This window comes from Streptomyces sp. PKA51 (assembly GCF_057552455.1).
This window is the reverse complement of sequence record NZ_BAAJPZ010000004.1, coordinates 112132-130090: the sequence shown is the minus strand read 5'-3', so window position 1 is coordinate 130090 and position 17959 is coordinate 112132. Positions and strand designations below refer to the sequence as shown.

General features: G+C 70.9%; 19 protein-coding genes and 1 pseudogene. 12 read left to right on the top strand and 8 right to left on the bottom strand.

Annotated elements, in window-relative coordinates:
• Window positions 1-68: 68 nt before the first annotated feature.
• Entirely contained in the window at window positions 69-1016 is a 948-nt protein-coding gene (locus tag AC27L3_RS07840; RefSeq protein ID WP_487233269.1) for a ScbA/BarX family gamma-butyrolactone biosynthesis protein, read from the bottom strand.
• Window positions 1017-1257: 241 nt separating this feature from the next.
• Between AC27L3_RS07840 and AC27L3_RS07835 the strand changes: the two genes are divergently transcribed.
• The 3 genes from AC27L3_RS07835 to AC27L3_RS07825 all read left to right on the top strand — a co-directional run bounded on the left by AC27L3_RS07835 (window position 1258) and on the right by AC27L3_RS07825 (window position 3796).
• Window positions 1258-1977 carry an HAD family hydrolase gene (locus AC27L3_RS07835; RefSeq protein WP_487233268.1) on the top strand — a complete coding sequence of 240 codons (720 nt, stop codon included), beginning with the start codon at window positions 1258-1260 and terminating at the stop codon, window positions 1975-1977.
• A 125-nt stretch (window positions 1978-2102) separates the two neighbouring features.
• Window positions 2103-2855 (top strand): glucose 1-dehydrogenase, encoded by a 753-nt coding sequence (locus AC27L3_RS07830; protein WP_487233267.1) that lies wholly within the window; start codon window positions 2103-2105, stop codon window positions 2853-2855.
• Between the two features lie 248 nt (window positions 2856-3103).
• Entirely contained in the window at window positions 3104-3796 is a 693-nt protein-coding gene (locus AC27L3_RS07825; RefSeq protein WP_487233266.1) for a ScbR family autoregulator-binding transcription factor, read from the top strand.
• Between the two features lie 223 nt (window positions 3797-4019).
• On the opposite strand, the gene AC27L3_RS07820 is transcribed toward AC27L3_RS07825, so the two are convergent.
• Window positions 4020-4622 (bottom strand): TetR/AcrR family transcriptional regulator, encoded by a 603-nt coding sequence (locus tag AC27L3_RS07820; RefSeq protein WP_487233265.1) that lies wholly within the window; start codon window positions 4620-4622, stop codon window positions 4020-4022.
• Window positions 4623-4899: 277 nt separating this feature from the next.
• Between AC27L3_RS07820 and AC27L3_RS07815 the strand changes: the two genes are divergently transcribed.
• From AC27L3_RS07815 to AC27L3_RS07805, 3 genes are all read left to right on the top strand, one after another.
• Window positions 4900-5178, top strand: coding sequence for a hypothetical protein (locus AC27L3_RS07815; protein WP_487233264.1), 279 nt, complete (start codon window positions 4900-4902; stop codon window positions 5176-5178).
• A gap of 138 nt (window positions 5179-5316) precedes the next feature.
• Window positions 5317-5727 carry a rodlin gene (locus AC27L3_RS07810; RefSeq protein WP_487233263.1) on the top strand — a complete coding sequence of 137 codons (411 nt, stop codon included), beginning with the start codon at window positions 5317-5319 and terminating at the stop codon, window positions 5725-5727.
• Between the two features lie 170 nt (window positions 5728-5897).
• A complete protein-coding gene (locus tag AC27L3_RS07805; RefSeq protein WP_487233262.1) occupies window positions 5898-6353 on the top strand; it encodes a rodlin in 456 nt (151 codons plus the stop codon).
• Between the two features lie 132 nt (window positions 6354-6485).
• Here AC27L3_RS07805 and AC27L3_RS07800 read toward each other — a convergent pair whose 3' ends face one another.
• Both AC27L3_RS07800 and AC27L3_RS07795 read right to left on the bottom strand, forming a co-directional pair.
• Window positions 6486-6749, bottom strand: coding sequence for a hypothetical protein (locus tag AC27L3_RS07800; RefSeq protein WP_344432913.1), 264 nt, complete (start codon window positions 6747-6749; stop codon window positions 6486-6488).
• A gap of 131 nt (window positions 6750-6880) precedes the next feature.
• Window positions 6881-7291 (bottom strand): helix-turn-helix domain-containing protein, encoded by a 411-nt coding sequence (locus tag AC27L3_RS07795; protein WP_487233261.1) that lies wholly within the window; start codon window positions 7289-7291, stop codon window positions 6881-6883.
• A gap of 237 nt (window positions 7292-7528) precedes the next feature.
• On the opposite strand from AC27L3_RS07795, the gene AC27L3_RS07790 reads away from it, so the two are divergent.
• The 5 genes from AC27L3_RS07790 (at window position 7529) to AC27L3_RS07770 (ending at window position 11686) form a co-directional block, all read left to right on the top strand.
• Window positions 7529-7744 carry a hypothetical protein gene (locus AC27L3_RS07790; protein ID WP_487233260.1) on the top strand — a complete coding sequence of 72 codons (216 nt, stop codon included), beginning with the start codon at window positions 7529-7531 and terminating at the stop codon, window positions 7742-7744.
• 93 nt (window positions 7745-7837) lie between these two features.
• A complete protein-coding gene (locus AC27L3_RS07785) occupies window positions 7838-8056 on the top strand; it encodes a hypothetical protein (protein WP_365967837.1) in 219 nt (72 codons plus the stop codon).
• Window positions 8057-8108: 52 nt separating this feature from the next.
• Entirely contained in the window at window positions 8109-10199 is a 2091-nt protein-coding gene (locus AC27L3_RS07780) for a hypothetical protein (protein WP_487233259.1), read from the top strand.
• Between the two features lie 31 nt (window positions 10200-10230).
• Complete coding sequence (locus tag AC27L3_RS07775) at window positions 10231-10881, top strand: hypothetical protein (RefSeq protein ID WP_487233258.1); 651 nt, start codon at window positions 10231-10233, stop codon at window positions 10879-10881.
• 106 nt (window positions 10882-10987) lie between these two features.
• Window positions 10988-11686 carry a hypothetical protein gene (locus AC27L3_RS07770; protein WP_487233257.1) on the top strand — a complete coding sequence of 233 codons (699 nt, stop codon included), beginning with the start codon at window positions 10988-10990 and terminating at the stop codon, window positions 11684-11686.
• Between the two features lie 526 nt (window positions 11687-12212).
• On the opposite strand, the pseudogene AC27L3_RS07765 reads toward AC27L3_RS07770, so the two are convergent.
• Window positions 12213-12794 (bottom strand): annotated as a pseudogene (locus tag AC27L3_RS07765) (TerD family protein); the annotation flags it as partial.
• 262 nt (window positions 12795-13056) lie between these two features.
• On the opposite strand from AC27L3_RS07765, the gene AC27L3_RS07760 reads away from it, so the two are divergent.
• Window positions 13057-13590, top strand: coding sequence for an EF-hand domain-containing protein (locus tag AC27L3_RS07760; protein WP_487233256.1), 534 nt, complete (start codon window positions 13057-13059; stop codon window positions 13588-13590).
• A 72-nt stretch (window positions 13591-13662) separates the two neighbouring features.
• Here AC27L3_RS07760 and AC27L3_RS07755 read toward each other — a convergent pair whose 3' ends face one another.
• The 3 genes from AC27L3_RS07755 to AC27L3_RS07745 form a co-directional block, all read right to left on the bottom strand.
• Window positions 13663-14004, bottom strand: a complete 342-nt coding sequence (locus tag AC27L3_RS07755; protein ID WP_487233255.1) for a hypothetical protein — start codon at window positions 14002-14004, stop codon at window positions 13663-13665.
• A 182-nt stretch (window positions 14005-14186) separates the two neighbouring features.
• Window positions 14187-16577, bottom strand: coding sequence for a phosphotransferase (locus tag AC27L3_RS07750; RefSeq protein WP_487233254.1), 2391 nt, complete (start codon window positions 16575-16577; stop codon window positions 14187-14189).
• Window positions 16574-17890 (bottom strand): MFS transporter, encoded by a 1317-nt coding sequence (locus AC27L3_RS07745; RefSeq protein ID WP_487233253.1) that lies wholly within the window; start codon window positions 17888-17890, stop codon window positions 16574-16576. Before AC27L3_RS07745 ends, AC27L3_RS07750 begins: the two co-directional genes overlap by 4 nt.
• Window positions 17891-17959 lie beyond the last annotated feature (69 nt).

The window sequence follows — 17959 nt, the reverse complement described above, 5'->3', positions numbered from 1 at the left end:
GCAACGACCCTAAGCGAGGACGGCGGCGGACGGCGGGGAAAACGCGGCGGGTGACCCGGACGGGTCCGTCAGGCGGCCACGGAGGGGTGCTCGCAGGTGAGCGAGCAGGCGAAGACCCATGCGCCGTCCTGGTGACCGCTGATTCGCGTGAGAGTGCCGCCGGTCCCGGTCTCCTCCACGGGATCGGCGGATATGTGGACGGGTCTGTCGAGCTCGGCGTAGCGGTGGAAGGAGCTCCTGATCGAGGTCGGCAGGACGACCGGCCAGGGGGCGAGGGCGGTGGCCGCCTGCCGGGCCGCCTCCAGCAGCACCATGCCGGGGATGTGGTCCACCGGATGGTCGAACAGGACGGGATGACGGCCGTCGGCCCGCAGCAGCCAGGAGCGGGGGCGCGCACTGTCGTCCGGCGAGAGGACGACGTCGAAGGGAAAGGTCCGGCCCACCTGCTGCGGCACCACCGGCGCGGTCGTCACCGTCGGCGTGCCGGGCAGCCGGGGGCCGCGCAGCCGGCGGTAGACCTCCGGCGAGGTGCAGGTGAACGAGGCGCTGCCGGTGGCGGCGACGTGTCCGTCGCGGCGTACGGTGACGTCGTAGCGCATGCCCCCGAAGACGCCGCCCCGCAGGCGGATCCGTGAGCACTCGACGTCGAGTTCGAGGTCGGCGGGCGCCGTGCCGATGGTCATGCGATCGGGCCGGACCGTGTAGTCCAGGTGCCACATCAGGAACTGGTGCCCGAGCGGCACGTCGAATTCCGCGTGGGCGAGGAGGGAGCCGATCTGCCGCACGGTCTCGGCGGCCATCATCGGGTCGTACACGGTGCCGTCGACCGGGGTGAAGAAGCTGTGGCCGCGCGGCCATTGGGCCCAGACGGTGAACCGGTCCGGCCCCGCCTTCCGCCATCCGGTCAGCAACACCTCGGCCACGGCGGCCCGGTGGACGTACTCGCGGGGCACGGTCGTGGTCAACCGGGGCAGCGAGGGCGCGGGGGATGTCGGGGCGGAGGTGGTCTGGGACATGGTTCCCCCTCGGATCGGTCGGCGCAGCGGGGCAGGTCGACCGCGGATGGTCAAGGCGGGTGCTGTCCGGACGGGTGCTTTTAGAGTGTTAACGTTCCCCGGTCAACGCCCTTCGGGGGGTCAAGATACAAGGCGGTTGACGACCACTCAGCCCCGATGTGATTCAGCTCTCTGCGGGGGGAACGCCCGCATCGCGCGGGCGGGTTTTCCGGGATCCTTCACCCGACAATGGAGGCAGATAGTGGTCGAACAGCTGAGCCGGTTACGCCTGGCCGCCGTCAATATCGACGGGGTCCTTCTCAACGACACGTTCAGCCCGGTGATCCACCGGTTCGTGACCGCCCGGGGCGGCCGGTACACCGCGCAGGTCGAGCGGGCCGTCTTCTCCCAGCCCCGGCACATCGCCGCGCAGGCCCTGGCCGAGGCCGCGGGCGTCGACTGGCCGCCCGAGAAGGTGCTCGAGGTCTACTTCGCCGAGCGCGCCGCCCACCTCGTGCACGACCCCGTCCGGCTCCTGGACGGCGCGGTCGAACTCGTCGCGCGATTACGGGCGATGGGTCTGCGCACCGTCTGCTACGGAGGTCTGGACGCCTCCCACTTCACCCGCCACCTCGGCGAGCACGCCCACCTCTTCGACGGCCCCGGCTATGTGTGCACCAACGACTTCCGCCCCGGGGTGCGGGAGATCGCTGCGATCTTCGGACTGCACCCGGGCGAGACGCTCTTCGTCGACGACGTGGCGCGCGTCGCGGAGGCCGCCCGCGACCTGGGGGCCGCCTTCGTGGGGCACCCCTCCGCCTTCCCCCACGGATTCCAGCGCGCCGCCATGCACGAGGCGGGCGTACGGCATGTGGTGGACTCCTTGGCCGCCGTCGACGAGGCGCTGGTGCGCACGGTCGACGCGGAGGCGTCGGCGGGCACGCTGTGGTCCCCCGGCCCGGAAACGCGAAGCGACGGATGAAGGAAATCGAGGGAATTCACGGCATGGCCACCGACCACGGAATACCGCAGGGCGCACCCCAGGAAATAGCGCCTGCAATGCCGCCCGTAATACAGCCTGCGGCACCGCCCGCAATGCCACAGGGAATGCTGCACGGGAAAGTCGCGCTCGTCACGGGCGCCAGCAGCGGCATCGGCGCCGCTGCCGCACGGGTGTTCGCACGCGAGGGTGCCACGGTGGTGCTGGCCGCCCGGCGCGAGGACCGTTTGCGCGAACTGGTGGACGAATTGCGGGAAAAGGGTGCCGAGGCCGCCCACGTCGTCACCGACGTCACGCGGCGCACCGACACGGCGCGCGCCGTCGCGTACGCGGTGGAGCGGTACGGCCGGCTGGACGCGGCGTTCAACAACGCGGGTTGGGGCGAGGGCCGCTCGCCGCTGCACTTGATGGACGACGCCACCTACGAGCGCATCATGGACGTCAACGCGCGCGGCGTGTGGAACTGCCTGCGCGACGAGATCACCGCGATGCTCGCCACCGGCGGTGGCTCGATCGTCAACACCAGTAGCGTGGGCGGCCTGTTGGCCACGCCGGTCGCCGCCCCGTACGTGGCGGCCAAGCACGCGGTCATCGGTCTGACGAAGGCAGCGGCCGCCGAGTACGCCGCGTCCGGCATCCGGGTGAACGCGCTCGCGCCGGGAACCACGCGCAGCGAAGTGGTCGTGGAGTGGTTCGCGCAACGGCCGGGCATCGAGGAGGCGTTGCACGCCGCCACCCCGCAGGCGCGCACGGCGGAGCCGGAGGAGGTCGCCGAGGCCGCCGCCTGGCTGCTCAGCGACCGGGCGTCCTTCGTCACCGGGGCCACGGTGCCGGTGGACGGCGGGCTGACGATGGTCTGATCGCGTCAGATCGTGCGGATACCGTCCCGGCCGTGCGGGGCACGCTCGTTGGCCCCTGCAAGGATCGGGACGGTGTCCTCCAGCGCAATTCACAGAGTGAATTGCGCCAGATTGCCAAGCCGCTCTTGATACGATACGTACTCGCCGGTTTGATTTTCGAGGGGCGGCAGCGGTGTGACGGCCGGTTGCGTGCCGCCCCTCGCCGCCCGGGATGCGGCGGAGATATCTCATCGATCCGGAGGCAGACCGTGGCAAAGCAGGACCGCGCGATCAGGACTCGCCAGTCCATTCTCGAAGCGGCCGCGGTGGTGTTCGACGAGCGGGGCTACGACGCCGCCACGATCACCGAGATCCTCGCGCGGGCCGAGGTCACCAAGGGGGCGCTGTATTTCCACTTCGCCTCCAAGGAGGAACTGGCGCTCGCGGTGATCGACGCCCAACTGGCCACCGACATGCCGGTCGGCGAGCCGGGCAGGACCTCCAAGATGCAGGAGCTGGTGGACATGGGCATGATCTTCGCCCACCGGCTGCTGGTGGACCCGCTCCTGCGCGGCAGCGTGCGGCTGACCCTCGAACACGGCTCTACCAACCTCAACCGCAGCAGCCCGTTCAACGGTTGGACGGAACTGCACACGCGCGTCCTGGAGGAGGGCAAGGAGCGCGGCGAGGTGCTCCCGCACGTCGTGCCGGCCGACACCGCCGAGCTCATCGTCGGCGCCTATGCGGGCATCAACACCATGTCCCAGGCGATCAACAACCGCGCCGACCTGGAGCGCCGCGCCACCGTGCTGTACGAGCACGTGATGCCCAGCGTCGCCGTGCCCTCCGTGCTGGCCCGCCTCGACATGGCCCCCGGCCGCGGGGCCAGGGCGCTGGCGGAGGCGGAGCGGCGACGGGCCGCGGCGGAGGCCCCCGAGGTGGCCCCGGCGGGCGTGGCCTGAGGTCCTGCCGACACCTGCAGCCTCCTTGACGGAATCAACTGTTCCGTAAGCGGAGGGTGAATTCTTCCCACCGGCGGGACCGCCCGGTGATCAAGAAACCGACTCTCCGGTATTGAAGCGGGGCCCGAGGGGGCGCAAGGCCCCGTACGGGCGTCCCGGCGGCCCCCCGGCGCACGGGCGCGCGGGCCGGGGCCCGCGGCGTTGCGCAAGCGGGCCCGCCGGCTCAGCCCACGGCGTCCAGGGCGGCCGCGGTCTCCTCGCGGGTGGCGGAGTCGAGGATCTCCAGGCCGACGCGCAGCACGGCCATCCGCTTCTCCTCCTTCTCGCCCGGCAGCCCGTCCAGGGTCAGTGCCCCGAAGTGCACCGCCGCCATCGCGCTGGAACAGCGCACCCGGCCGTCCAGGGAGCCCGCACCGGCCTCCAGCAGCGCGCCGACGGCCGCCAGGCGCTCGCGCAGTGCCGCGCCGATGTTCAGCTCGCGCAGCGTGGCCTGGTTCTCCTGCAGGATCCGGTAGATGGGGGCCGCGTCGCGCAGCGCCTCGCTGTAGCGGCGCAGCAGCTCGCGCTTGGTCTCCGGCGTGGGCGGCTGCTCCCGGCCCCAGGCGACGAGCTCGTCGACCGGCCGGCCGAGGTCGTCGGAGAGCGCGGTGAGGATGTCCTCCTTGGTCTTGAAGTGGTAGTAGAGCGCGGCTTTGGTGACCCCGAGCTCCTCGGCGATCTCCCGCAGCGAGGTCTTCTCGTAGCCGCGTGAGACGAAGAGGTCGAGTGCCGTCCTCTGGATGCGTTCGCGCGTGCCGCTCCTGCGCGCCTTCGGGGTGCTCCCCATGGGCTCACTCTCCTGCTGTCCGTCATGAACCAGCCACCCCGGGTGAGCCTACTTGACGCCCGGCTAGTGGGTGGCCGCCCCTGCCACGAGGGCTAACCCGGCCCGGCGGGCCCGGGGTAACGGCCGCGGTCGTACCTCCACGGTATCTAGCCGGTCGGCAGGCCAGGCAAAACCATACTTGACGCCCGGCAAGGAGCCTCATACGCTTCCCGCTGAGCTGACTAGCCTGGCGGCAGGTACGTAAATACGACTGACCGAGGGGATGGTGTGCGTCGACATGGCACGAAACGCTGCTGCCGCGATCGACTCCTACGCCACGTACGACGACGACGCGACGGCCGGCCGCACGGCGTGCCGGCGCGCTGCGGAGGAACCCATGCCCGCGGTCTTCGAGGGGCTGAGCGTCCCGGTGCGCACGGCCGCCTCCCTGCTGGGGCTCTCGCCGTGGACCGTGGCGCACCTGATCGACCGCGGGGAACTGCGCAGTGAGCGCGGCGGACAATATCGTTATGTGACGCTCTCCAGTATCTTTTCCTATCGGCGGCTGACCCGCTGATGCCTATTGCCTTTCGGTGACAACACCCGCACTGGCGCGAATGAGTGAAACTCTGGAACCTCCGGAACCTCGGGAATGGACCGGAGTTATTCAGAACGCTTTCTCAGTGGGGGCGCTACTCGATCGAAAGGCATAGACGTGCTCAAGAAGGTACTCGCCACGGCCGCCGTCACGGCTACGGCGGTCGGCGCCATGGCCACTCCTGCGATGGCCATCGACGACGACCAGGATGTCGCGAACGCCAACGGCGCGAAGACCGGTTACGGCAACACCGTCACCGGTGGCAAGGAAAGCCCGCAGATGAGCCTCATCCAGGGCACGCTGAACAAGCCCTGCATCGCCATCGGCAAGATCGGCATCCAGTCCGTCCTCGCCCTGCTCAACATCGGCATCCAGGACATCCCGATCCTCACGTCGCAGCAGCAGCAGCAGTGCACGGACAACTCCACGATCAACGACGGCGACGACCCGCTGTCGCACATCCTGGACGAGATTCCGATCCTCTCGGGGAACGGGTCGGGCAACTCCGAGCACGACCACGGTCACTGAACCGGCCGGAGCGCCATTCGGTGAAATCCCCCTGCGGCGGGTGTGCGGGACCCGCGGCGGGGGGATTTCCCCTGTTGGGCCGAATGCATGACTGCGGATAACCTCCGCCGGACCTCCCGGGTTAGGCAGGTAGTTCATGCAATTCGTCGACCGGAGCTGAGGAAAATCTCGTGATCAAGAAGTTTGTGGCCACGGCCGTGGTGGCGCTTTCCGCAGTCGGCGGAACCGCAGCTCCCGCGCTGGCCTACGGCAGCGGGCCCACGCCCGGCTACGGCAGCGGTGACGGCCGCAACGTCTGGAACGCCAACGGCGCCACGCAGATGTACGGGAACACCTACACCAGCGGCTACATGAGTCCGCAGATGGGTCTGATCAACGGCTCGTTCAACAAGCCGTGCATCGCCATCGGCAAGCTCGGCGCGCAGTCGCTCCTCGGTCTGATCAACATCGGTCTGCAGGACATCCCGATCCTGTCCTCGCAGCAGCAGCAGATGTGCACCGAGAACTCCACGATCAACGACGGCGACGACCCGCTGTCGCACATCCTGGACGACATCCCGATCCTGTCCGGCAACGGCTCGGGCAACGGCGAGGACGACCATCGCCACGGTCACCACCGGCACTGACCGGTACGGCTCAACCGGCGCCCGGAACCGCCCCCTTGCACGGCACGGGGGCGGTTCCGCCTTTGTGTTGACCTCAGTTGTGCGGCAGTTGCATGGCAGTCGTGCCGCACCGGATCGGCTTTCGCCGCCGGATCAGCTCTCGTAAATGGTCAGCACGGCGCCGTCCACCTCCACCCGGCGCCGCCCGAGCGGTTCGCCGCGGCGCAGCGCGCACAGGCATGCGCGGAACATGGTCATCTCCTCGCCGGTCAGCACCGCGGCTGCCAGGTCGAGGAGTTCGGCAACGCTCCGGTCGGTGAGCACTTCGGGCAGTTCCCCGGAGAGCAGCACCACGGATTCCCCGGAGCGCCCCCGGACGACGGCGTTGGAGGTCGATCCACCACTGACAACGAGCACGCATTCCCCCTGGCTTCGGGCAGATCGAGACGATAGCGGGGAAGGGGGGTGCGGCTCGGCCGGACGCGAATATTCGCTGGATTCAACCGTTCCGGGAACCGGGTGCCGGGCGGACGGCGTCCGTTTACGGCTCAGCTCTCGCCGCGGGGCTCGTCCCCGGCGGTCTTCGGTCCGCGTTCGAGCAGGGATTCGACCAGGGCGGCCACGTGTCGCCGGTCGTCGGAGCTGAGCCGCTGGACACTGGCGATCAGCAGGTCGACCTCGGGGTCCGGCGGGGTGTCGGGGGTCTTGTCCTCGTCGGCCGGGTAGAGGTGGATGCCGCAGGTCTCGGCGGCGGCGTGGCGCACGGTGTCCAACGGCAGATCGAGCCCGCGGGAGAGCCCTTCGAGGGTGGCCGGCTGCGGCATGCGCACCAGGCGTTCGGCGGTGGCCAGGTGGTGCACGGTCGAGCGGGGGATGCCGCCCCTGCGGGCCACGTCCCCGTACGACCACCCCTGACGGTCCAGGCGCTGTCTGATGATCTGCTGCAGTGCGTTCGCCACGGACTGGTCGCTTCCTGCTCAGGTCGGATCGGGCCTCGGGTGAACCGATTCTACGGGGGGCGTCCAGAGGCCCTTTCGCCGGAACCGCTTGCGCGGCGTCCGACGACGCCGCTAGTGTCCAATCTCGTTGGACAGCTCGTCCGACCGCATCGGACGCGAGGCCGGGGGGAACCTGCCTGCGTCCGGGCGCCACCGCACGGTTCGCAGGCGAACCGTCGTCCCGGAGGGGGAACCGGCATGCTCGACATGCACGAGCTCGAGGCCGAGTCCGCGGAGCTGCTGCCGGGCCGTGAGGCCCTGGGGAAGCTGAAGTTCAGCTTCACGCGCACCACCACCGTCACCAAGCACGTGGCCGACGTCCACGCCCACAACACGTCGACCGCGCTGAACGTCTGCTCGCCGGACGCCGTGGCCCAGTCGGCCGCCACGCAGGCGATCGCCATCCAGCAGTAGCAGCGATCCCCGGCAGGAGCAGTTCCCTGCCGTAGCGGCAAGTCCCAGCAGTAGTAACGCCATCCAGCTGTCGTAGTGAAGGAGAGCATCACCATGAGCATGAACCCGCACGAGCTCGAGGCCGAGTCCGCTGAGCTGCTGCCGGGCCGTGAGGCCCTGGGCAAGCTGAAGTTCAGCTTCACCCGCACCACCAACATCACCAAGCACGTGGCGAACGTCCACGCCCACAACGAGTCCCTCGCCGCCAACGACAACTCGCCCTGGGCGGTGGCGCAGTCCGAGGCCGCGCAGTCCATCTCCATCAAGCAGTAACCGGCCGAGGGGGGCACCACGAGCGCAGCGTCCCGTCCAGGGGGGAGAGCAGATGACGGTGGTCGGAGATCACCAGGCCGGCCACAGCCGCCATCGCACGACGGGCGGGACGACGACGCTCCCGCCCGGCACCACCGGCTCCGGACTGCGGACAGGGGAGACCGGAGCGCCGGTGCCGGGATACGGCGGCTTCCCGTACGCCTCCGCGGCGTACGACGAGGGGGAGGAAGCCGCCACGCTCGAACTGCCGGTGATCCGGCAGGCCGAGCACGAGAAGGAGGCGCAGGAGGGGGAGCCGCCCGCGGCCGGGGACGTCGTCCCCCGGCTCAGCGCGGGCCTGCGCCTGCACGGCGAGTACCAGGGCTCGGGCTTCACCGAGCCCAAGTACATCGCCCGCCGCGGCGACGGCCAGGTGGTGCAGCTCTCCCGCCTGCTGCACCTCGTCGCCTCCGCCGTCGACGGCGTCCGCGACCAGCGGGAGATCGCCCGCCTCGTCAGCGCCGACTTCGGCCGCGAGGTCAGTGCGGAGAACGTCGGTTACCTCGTCGAGAGCAAGCTCCAGCCGCTCGGCATCACCGTGCCGCCCGGCCAGGAGAGCGACGAGGTCGACGGCCCGCGCTCGGACCTGCTGCTCGCCCTCAAGGGCCACCGCGTCCTGTTCGACGAGCCCAAGGTCGCCGTCATCGCCCGCGCCCTGGCCTGGCTGCACCGCCCGCCCGTCGTCGCCACCGCCCTGCTGCTCGCCGCGGCCATGGACGTGTGGCTCTTCGGCTTCCACGGCGCCATGACGCCCGTCCTCAACGTGCTCGACCAGCCGCTGCTGCTGCTCGCCGTCTTCGGGCTCACCGTCGCCTCGCTGCTCTTCCACGAGTTCGGCCACGCCTCGGCCTGCCACTACGACGGCGCCAGACCCGGCTGCATCGGCTGCGGCCTGTTCCTGATCTGGCCCTCGATGTACACCGACGTCACCGACGTCTACCGCATCGGGCGCGCCGGACGCCTGCGCACCGACCTCGGCGGGGTCTACTTCAACGTCGTCTTCATGCTCATGCTGACCGGGCTGTACTTCGTCACCGGGGCGCCCTTCCTGCTCTGCGCGGTCTACCTCGGCCACTTCGAAGTGCTCGAACAGCTCATGCCGGCCGTCCGCCTCGACGGCTACTTCATCCTCGGCGACCTCGCCGGCGTCCCCGACCTCTACGGCAAGATCAAACCGATCCTGCTCGGCATGGTGCCCTGGCGCAAGCCCGAGCCCGCCGTCGCCGACCTCAAGCGCAGCACCCGCGTCATCGTCACCACCTGGGTGCTGACCATGGTCCCGCTGCTGGCCGCCGAGGCCGGGTACGCCCTGTGGAACCTGCCCCGGCTCGTCGGCACCGGCATCCGCTCGCTCACCACCCAACTCACCGGCACCTACGAAGCCTTCGCCGACGGCGAGATCGCGGCCGGCCTCGCCGGCGTGCTCGGCAGCCTCATGCTCATCGTGCCGCTCGCCGGCATGACCTACCTGTCGATCCGGCTCTCCGGCCGCCTCGGCCGCAACGCCGTGCGCGCCACCGACGGACGCCCCCGGCTGCGCGCCGCCCTCCTCCTCGGCGTCCTCGCCGTGGCCGGCACCCTCGCCTACGCCTGGACCAGCGGCGTCACCCCCAAGCCACTGCCGCCCAAGCCGCCCATCGCGCCCATCCTGCAGCCGCACGTCCCCGTCGCCCCGGCCACGCCCGAGGACGACCGGCTCGGCGAGCGCCCCGCCGCACAGGAACCCGACCCGGTCGGCGGCCACCGCCCCGACGGCAGCGCGCCGATCGTCGCACCCCTGCCGTGGCGCACCCCGCCGCCCGCCCCCGGCCTCCCCTCGCCGCCCCCCTCCGCCGCCCCCGCGCCCCCCGCCGGCGCCCCGGCACCCGGCCCCGCCCCGGCCCCCGCGCCCAGCACCGGGCCCGTGCCCGCCCCGGTCGTACTGCCCCCGGCGCCGCAGCCCAGCGCCAGCCCCAAGCCGGTGCCGGCACCCAGCCCCTCGGCCTCCGCCCCCGCCCCGGCGACCAGCGTCCCCGCGCCCGCCCCCAGCACTCCGCCGCCGGCCGCCACCACACCCCCGCCGGCCTCGCCGCCGGCCCCCGCGCCCAGCGCGTCCACACCGTGAGTCACACCTTCAGGACCTTCAGGAGCAACCCGTGAACCCGTACCTCACCCGCCACTTCGTCCGGATCGGCCTGCTCGCCGCCGGCCTCGCCACGGCCGCCACCGCCGGGCCCGCCCAGGCCGCCTCGTCGGTCGCCGTCGTCGGCGACGGCGCCCGCACCACCGCCAACCACCGGCACCACATCGAGTACCACGACACCTTCGCCGTCCACCAGCTCGGCACCGTCCTCGCCGCCCGCGTCGCCAACCACGCCGACGCCACCTCCGCCGGCTGCACGGCCGACGACGCCTGCCGCTCGGTGGCCCTGTCCTTCCAGATCGTCACCCTCTCCGGGGAGAACGTCCGGCTCAACGCCATCAACAAGGGCCACGCCGTCAACGACCACTGCACGGGCTGCCAGACGCTCGCCGGCGCCTACCAGTTCGTGGTCTCCACGGCCCACCCCACGCGCCTGACCCCCGACGCCCAGCGCCAGCTCGACGGCATCCACCGCCGCCTCGACGACCTGGGCCGCTCCCGGCTCCCCGCCGCCGACCTCAAGCGCAAGGCCGACGCCCTGGCCGCCGAGGTCACCGCCCTGCTCTCCCGCCCCACCTCCCTGACGCCCACCACCGCCCACACCGCGGCCCTGCGCCCGGCCGTGCAGGTCCACCGCCACCTGGACGGGTGGCCGGGCCGCTAGGGCCCGACGGTTACCGACCGGGACGGCGCGGAAGCGGGATAATCCCCGGTATGTCGACCGACAACAAGCTCCCGCAGCTCGGCGCAGGAACGGACGCGGAAGCCGCGTGAGAATCACCGATCTGCACCGGCGGCTGCTCGCCGACGTCGTGGCCATCGGCTCCCCGTACCCGCTCGTGCTCACGGGCGGGTACGCGGTACAGGCCCACGGACTGGTGGAGCGGCCCGGCGACGACCTCGAACTGGCCACCGAGGCTCAGCTGCCGATGGCGGACATCGCGGCAGCCCTGCAGCGCGGTCTGATCGAACGCGGCTGGAGGGTCGGCGCGGTCGAGACCGAGCCCATCTCGGCCCGCATGGTCGTCACCGACCCGGAAACGGGCGAGGAGTGCGAGGTGGACGTCCTCAAGGAGACGATGGCCCGCCCGCCGCTGCAGACCGCCCACGGCCCCGTCCTCGCCCTCGACGACGTCGTCGGCACCACGGTGCGCGCCCTCGCCGCCCACGGCCACCCCCGCGACCTCGTCGACGTCCACGCCGCCTCCGCCACCGGCCGCTGGTCACGCATCGAACTCGAGGAGCTCGGCCGCAGCCGTGCCCGGGACGACTTCGACCTCACGGACCTGCGGGCCCGGCTGGAGACCGTCGAACTCCTCGACGACCGCCTCTTCGCCGCCTACGGCCTGGACGAGGAGCAGATCGCCGAGCTGCGCCGCTGGGCGCAGGAGTGGTCCGACGACATCGGCGAACGGCTGATGGAGGAGGCCCCGTACGAGGAGCCCTCCGAGGAGCTCCCCGAGGACTAGGGCCGCCCCTGGCGGGGGCCTAGTAGTCGTCGCCCTCGTAGTAGTTGTTGACGATCACCTCGGGCTCGTCGTCGCTCATCGCCTCGTTCAGCAGCGCGCCGCCGACGAGACCGGCCGCGCCCGCGCCGATGAGCGCACCGGTGCCGAAGCGCCGGCCCTGGCCCTGCTGAGCGGGCTGGCCGGGCTGGCCCTGCTGCGGGTAGCCCTGCTGCTGCACCGGCTGGGGGTAGCCCTGCTGCGGGTACCCGGCCTGCGGGTACCCCGCCTGCGGCGGAGCCGAGTAGTACGGCGGGGCGGTGGTCTGGACGCGCTGGGCGCACCCGTGGCACGCGTCCACGGGGCGGGCGACGCCCCACTGCGGCGACCACATCACGGAGACGGCACCGGGGCCGTGGCCGGCATCGAAGAAACACGTCACGGGGGAACTCCCTGGGGTGTGCTGAGGTGTGGGTACGGGTGCCGGCGGTACGGGCGCGGGCGGTACGGGTGCCGGCGGTACGGGTGCGGGCGCCGCGGCCTCCCGCAGGACGTCGACGCCGTAGTCGGTGGCGATGCCGGCGAGCCCGGAGGCGTACCCCTGGCCGATCGCGCGGAACTTCCACTCGGCGCCGTGGCGGTACAGCTCGCCGAAGACCATCGCGGTCTCGGCGGAGGCGTCGCTCTTCAGGTCGTAGCGGGCGAGCTCGGCGCCCCCGCCGTCCTCGTCGACGACGCGGATGTACGCGCCGGCGAGCTGCCCGAAGTTCTGCCCGCGCTGCGCGGCCTCGTAGATCGAGACCGGGAAGACGATGCGGGTCACCTCGGCGGGCACGCGGGCGAGATCGACGCGGATCCGCTCGTTGTCCCCGCCGCTGCCGCCACCGCTCGCGTTGCCGGTGTGGACCACCGAGCCGTCGGGGCTGCGGAGGTTGTTGAAGAAGACGAAGTGCTGGTCGGAGAGCACGGTGCCGTTCGCCCCGCACAGCAGCGCACTGGCGTCCAGGTCGAAGCCGTCGCCGGCTGCGGCCCCCGCCCGTACCTGCCATCCGAGCCCGACCGTCACGGTGGTCAGACCGGGCGCCTGCTTGGACAGCGACACGTTGCCGCCCTTGGTCAAGGCCACGCCCATCAACGTCCTCCAGTGCTGGTGCGTCTTCTCCTGCGTCACTGCAGGAAACGGGACCGAGTGGCCCACGGTTCCCCAGTTGCGCAAGTAAGAAAATAACCTCCAAGAAAATAACCCCGCGGCATCCGGTGGGGTTGCAGCGGGGGTGGGCGTAGGCGCCGCGCGCCGGCGCATGACGTAACCCGCCGTGCGCCGTCCGCATGGGCCCCCGCGGGCGCCGGGTAGGGACGGCCCGACGCGCACGCACCCGAAGGAAGGCCCCTGGATGTCCCTCTCCCCCGCCGAGCCGCAGCCGGCCCTCGTGGATCTCTCCACCGCGAAGGGGCGCGTTTTCGCAATGCTGGACATGGACGGGGACGGCGTCGCCTCCCGGCACGACTACTTCGTACGGATCGAGCGGGCCACCGAGGCGTCCGGCCGCAAGGGCGACGACCCGCTGGTCGTCGCCGCATTCGCCGCCGGCGAGCGCGCATGGGCGGCGATGGATGCGAACGGCGACGGCGTGATGACCTTCGAGGAGTACGCGGCGTGGGTCGACGCGGAGAAGTTCGACACCATCTGCCAGTACGCGCTCGGGGCCCTGTTCGACCTCGTCGATACCGATCGGGACGGCGCCCTGGACCGCTCGGAGTTCACGATGCTGCGGCAGGCGCTGGGCAACCGGGCGGACAACGCGGGCGCGGCGTTCGACGCGCTGGACGCCGACGGCGACGGCCGGGTCGGCCGTCGCGAGTACCTGGCGTCGATCCGCGCCTACGTCACCGGCGAGGACTCCCCGATGGGGGATGCGTTGTACTGAGTCGTACAGAGTTGTACGGAAACGAAGCATGCCCAGGTCACCGACCTGGGCATGCCGTCCTCCTCCTCTTCCCTACTTCTCTTCGGTGACGCAGGTGGTGTGGTTGAGGATGCCGATCGTGTCCGTCCCGCAGTTGTTGCTGAACCCGGAGGCGTTGCGGGAGTCGATGTTGGAGAGCAGGCCGCCGCTCGGGACGTTCACCTGACGGTTGTCACCGTGGCGGTGGTGGGAGTCGTACCGGGCCACACAGGTCCGGTCGTTGAGCAGGCCCACCCGGCTGGAGCCGCACTGGTTGGAGTGGGCAGCGGCGTTCCGGCTGCCGATGTTGGACAGCAGGCCCCCCGCCCCTTGGTCGATCGTGTCGGCGCTCGCGGCCCCGATGCACGCCGGGGAGGTCAGGATGGCCACGGCCATGCCGGACAGGACTGCGAATCGCTTGAAGGAAGCCACTGCTCCGCCTTGTTCTTCGGTGGGATACGGCAGGGTGGGAGGCGCCGTCCACGCCGTGCGGCCCTGTCGCCGGCCCCCACCCGGTCGGCCTAACGCAACGGTGTGAATGGAGTTACGGTCCGAAGAGACGCCAAGCGCCATCATCGCTACGCGGCTTCCGCCAGGTCGATCAGAGCCCACAGATTCCGCCACCATTGCTCCAGGAAGCCGTAGTGGCGAACGGTGTGCGCCACGAAATAGAGCCCGAAGCGGTTGACGGCCAGGTCCTTGAGGGCGAGGCGGTATCCGCGCTCCCACTGGGCGCGGGCGAGGGTGGTGCGGGCGTGGCTCTCCAGGGACCTGCGGTGGATCTCCGAGAGTTCTGCGACCGTCGTGGCATCGATGTCGGCGGGGTCGAGGGCGGTGCAGAGCAGTTCGGCCAAGTCGTGCTGGGGAATGTGCAAGGTGGCGAGCTCCCAGTCGTACGCGCACAGCCTGCCGTCCGTCCGGATGGCGAGGTTGCGAGGGTTGAAGTCGTTGTGGACGAGCGTCCTGGGCATCGCCTCGATCTGCGGCCACCAGCGGTCGATGGTCCCGATGCAGGAAAGCAGCCGGTCGTGGTGGTGTGCGTCGACAATCTCGGGAAATTCCTCCGCCGCGTGGTCGGCCAGGGCCAGCCACAGGTCCTTCATCTCCACCATGTCGCAGGCGTTGGGAATGTGCCCGATCCACGGCATACGGCTCAGCGCCGGTTCCTTGCCGTACCAGAGGGAGTGGAGCTGGCCGAGGTCGCGCAGGGCGATGCCGAGGTGCCGGCGGGACCATCCGCCGGGATTCTCGGACGTGTCCATCAGCTCCATGTCGCCGAGGCACTCCATGACGATGACGTACGCCTCCCGCCGGTCGTCGCGATAGGTCCGGTACGGCCGCGGCACGAGGCTGGTGAAGCGGGTGTCGGTCTGCTCGTACAGGGCCAGTTCCCGTACGTCGCATCCCACGAAGCCGAGACGTTGCTCGAACCTGCGGTAGTGGGTGGCCACCGGGCCGCCGCACAGGCCGGCTGCCAGGCCGGCCATTTTCATGACCTCCCGGTCGGTGGGCTTGACCTTGACCATGACCTCGAGCTTTTCCTCCGTATCGCCGTGGGCGACCTTCAGCTGCATCGGAAAGAGCCCGACGGCTTTCTTCACCGTCCGTGACGTCAGCTCGGACAGGACGCTGGGTCCCATGGGAATGCGGGAGGCTTCGACGCCGGTGACCTTGACGCCCGGCATGGCGGAGCGGCCCAGTGCCGACTCGAAGAATGCGGCGTCGAGTTCGTCGAGGTCGAACCAGCGGACCGGCCTGTTGCGGCCGAGACGCTCGTGGGCGCTGGCGAACTGCCCGGAAACGGCGGCAGAAACGGTCGACAGGTCCAGGGCCAGGGCGAAGCCGGCGATGATTTCCGCCAGGCGGGCCGCGCTTCCCGGGCCCGTGCACCCCATCGTTTCGAGGAGTTCGTGCTGCGTGGTCAGGTGGGTGCCGCCGCCGACCGTTCCGATCGCGAGGCCGGGGAGGGTCATGCTCGCGTAGACGCCGTCCGGCGTCCGTTCGAGGATGAACTGCCCCCCACCCGATTCGTGCACGCAGGCGATGTCCTGACCGGTCGCGGTGAAAATCGCCGCCACCATGTTGGCGGTGTTGGCGTTGGAGCCCAGCACGCCGCTGTGCACCGCGCCTGCGGCGATGTGCTGGTAGCCCCTGACCAGTTCGTCGGGGGTGGTCTTCAGCACCCGTTCGACGACACCTGCCGGCAGGAGGCAGTCGGCGGACACCCTGATGCCGCGGCCTTCCCCCATGGCCTGCGACGACGCCTTCTTGTCGCCCGAGGTGTTCCCCTCGATGAGGAACGATTCGCATTCCTCGTTCCCGGCCAGGTGGGGCTGCTGGAGGATCCACTGGCAGGCGTGCCAGGTGCAGGCCGTGGTCATGTTCTGCCCTGCGGCGTCCCCGGTGGTGTACCGGAACCGCAGGTGAACCGTCCTCCCCAGCACCACGGGTTCGAGGGAGACGAGTTCGGCATGGTGGGAGACCTGCCGGACGGCCGTGCGGAGGTCGTCGAGATGGCGGGGAATCTCCGCGGCGAAACGGCCGGCGGCCGACAGCCGGGAGAAGGCGAAGACGGGTGCGCGCGTCATCGCCTGCGCAAGGGCACAGGTGGTGACCCCGCCGGCCATGGTGACGGCCAGGGCGCCCCGCGTGGCGGACGAGACGAGGGCGCCCTCGGTGGTCGCCATGGGCGCGTAGATCTCGCCCCGGACGTTCTCCCCGCGGAACGCCAGGGGCCCGGCAATGCCGATCGGGATTTCGACGGTGCCGACGAATCCTTCGATGTTCCCGGTGAGTTTGCCGGCGTCGAGCCGTGTGTGCTGCAGGGAGTCCAGGCGCGTCCCGGTGGTGGAGCGAAGCCAGCCGAGCCGCTGAATGCGCGCGGACTCCGTGTGGATTCCCCTGGCGGGAACGTACCGTCCGGTGGGGCGGGACGGACGGGGCGGGCCCGGATGTCCTCCAGAGCTCATGCGGCATCGCTTTCTCTTTGCGGGCACGCGTGTGCCCGGTCGGCTGGTTCGGGGGCGGTGGTGTCCCGGGGCACATCGGTGAGCGAGGACGTGCGCAGGACGAGGAACGGGACGGCGAGGGCGAGGGTGCCGACGGCCAGGCCGTTCCACAGGCCCAGCCAGGTGCCGGCGGTGCCGGCGAGGAGGGCGGCCACCGGCTGCGAGCCGTACACCACCCACCGGCTGGTGGCGAGCATGCGGCCCTGCAGCGCGGGGTCGCAGACGGCCTGGCGGACGGTGCGCTGGGTGGAGCCCTGGGCCACGGCACACCCCGACTGGACGAACATCGCCAGGCCGACGGCGATCTGCCAGGTGCGACCGGGCGTGGCGAGCAGGAGCGGCACCTCGGTGAAGGGGGCCAGGGCGAGGGCGGTGAGCATGACGCGCACCGGTCCGTGCCGTGCGACCACCGGGCGGACGACGAGCGCGCCGCAGAACCCGCCGAGCGCGGCCACGCTCAGCGTCGTGCCCAGAGCCGCACTCGAATAGTGCAGCTCGCGCAGCACGTACACGGACCACAGCGTGGTGAGGAACGCCATGACGGCGACGTACGCGGTGGCGGCGAGCACCAGCGGCCGGATCGTGGGGTGGGACCACACGTAGCGCATGCCCTCGGCGATCTCGGCCCGGAAGGTCGTGTGCTTCCCCGGCCGAGCCGCAGCCGGTTCGGCGGTGCGGATGCGGGCGAGGAGGAGGGCGCAGACCAGGTAGGAGGCGGCGTCCAGGCAGAGGGCACGGGCCGCACCGAGCACGGCGACCAGGGCGCCGCCGAGCTGGGAGCCGGCACTGTCGGCCAGGGAATTGATGCCGCTGATCTTGGAGTTGGCCTCCAGCAGCCGGTGCCGGGGCAACAGCGAGGGGAGGAAGCTGATGCGCGCGGTGGAGCCGAAGACCTCGGCGACCGCGCTCACCAGTGCCACGCCGTACAGCAGCTCCAAGGACAGCCGGCCGACGGCGTCGGCCAGCGGGACCACGAGGAACGCGGCACCGCCGACCAGTGCCGCGCCCACCATCACAGGACGCTTGCGGTGGCGGTCCGCGAGTGCCCCGGCGGGGAGCGAGACCAGCAGGGGCGGGAGTGTCTGGGCGCACGACAGCAGCGCGACCTGCCAGACGGAGGCGTGCAGAACCACCACTGCGACCAGCGGAAGCGCCACCCGCGTGACGCCGCTGCCCACGAGGTCGACGGCGTTCGCGCTCCAGTAGTGGAGGAAGCCCCGGTGCCGCCAGAGGCCGGCGTCCGCCGGGGCGTCCGCGCGCCGTCGTACGGTCATACCTATGACAACGAGGGGCACGGAAAAGGGTTCGTCCGGACAACGACGAACCCCCAGGCCGCTGACCTG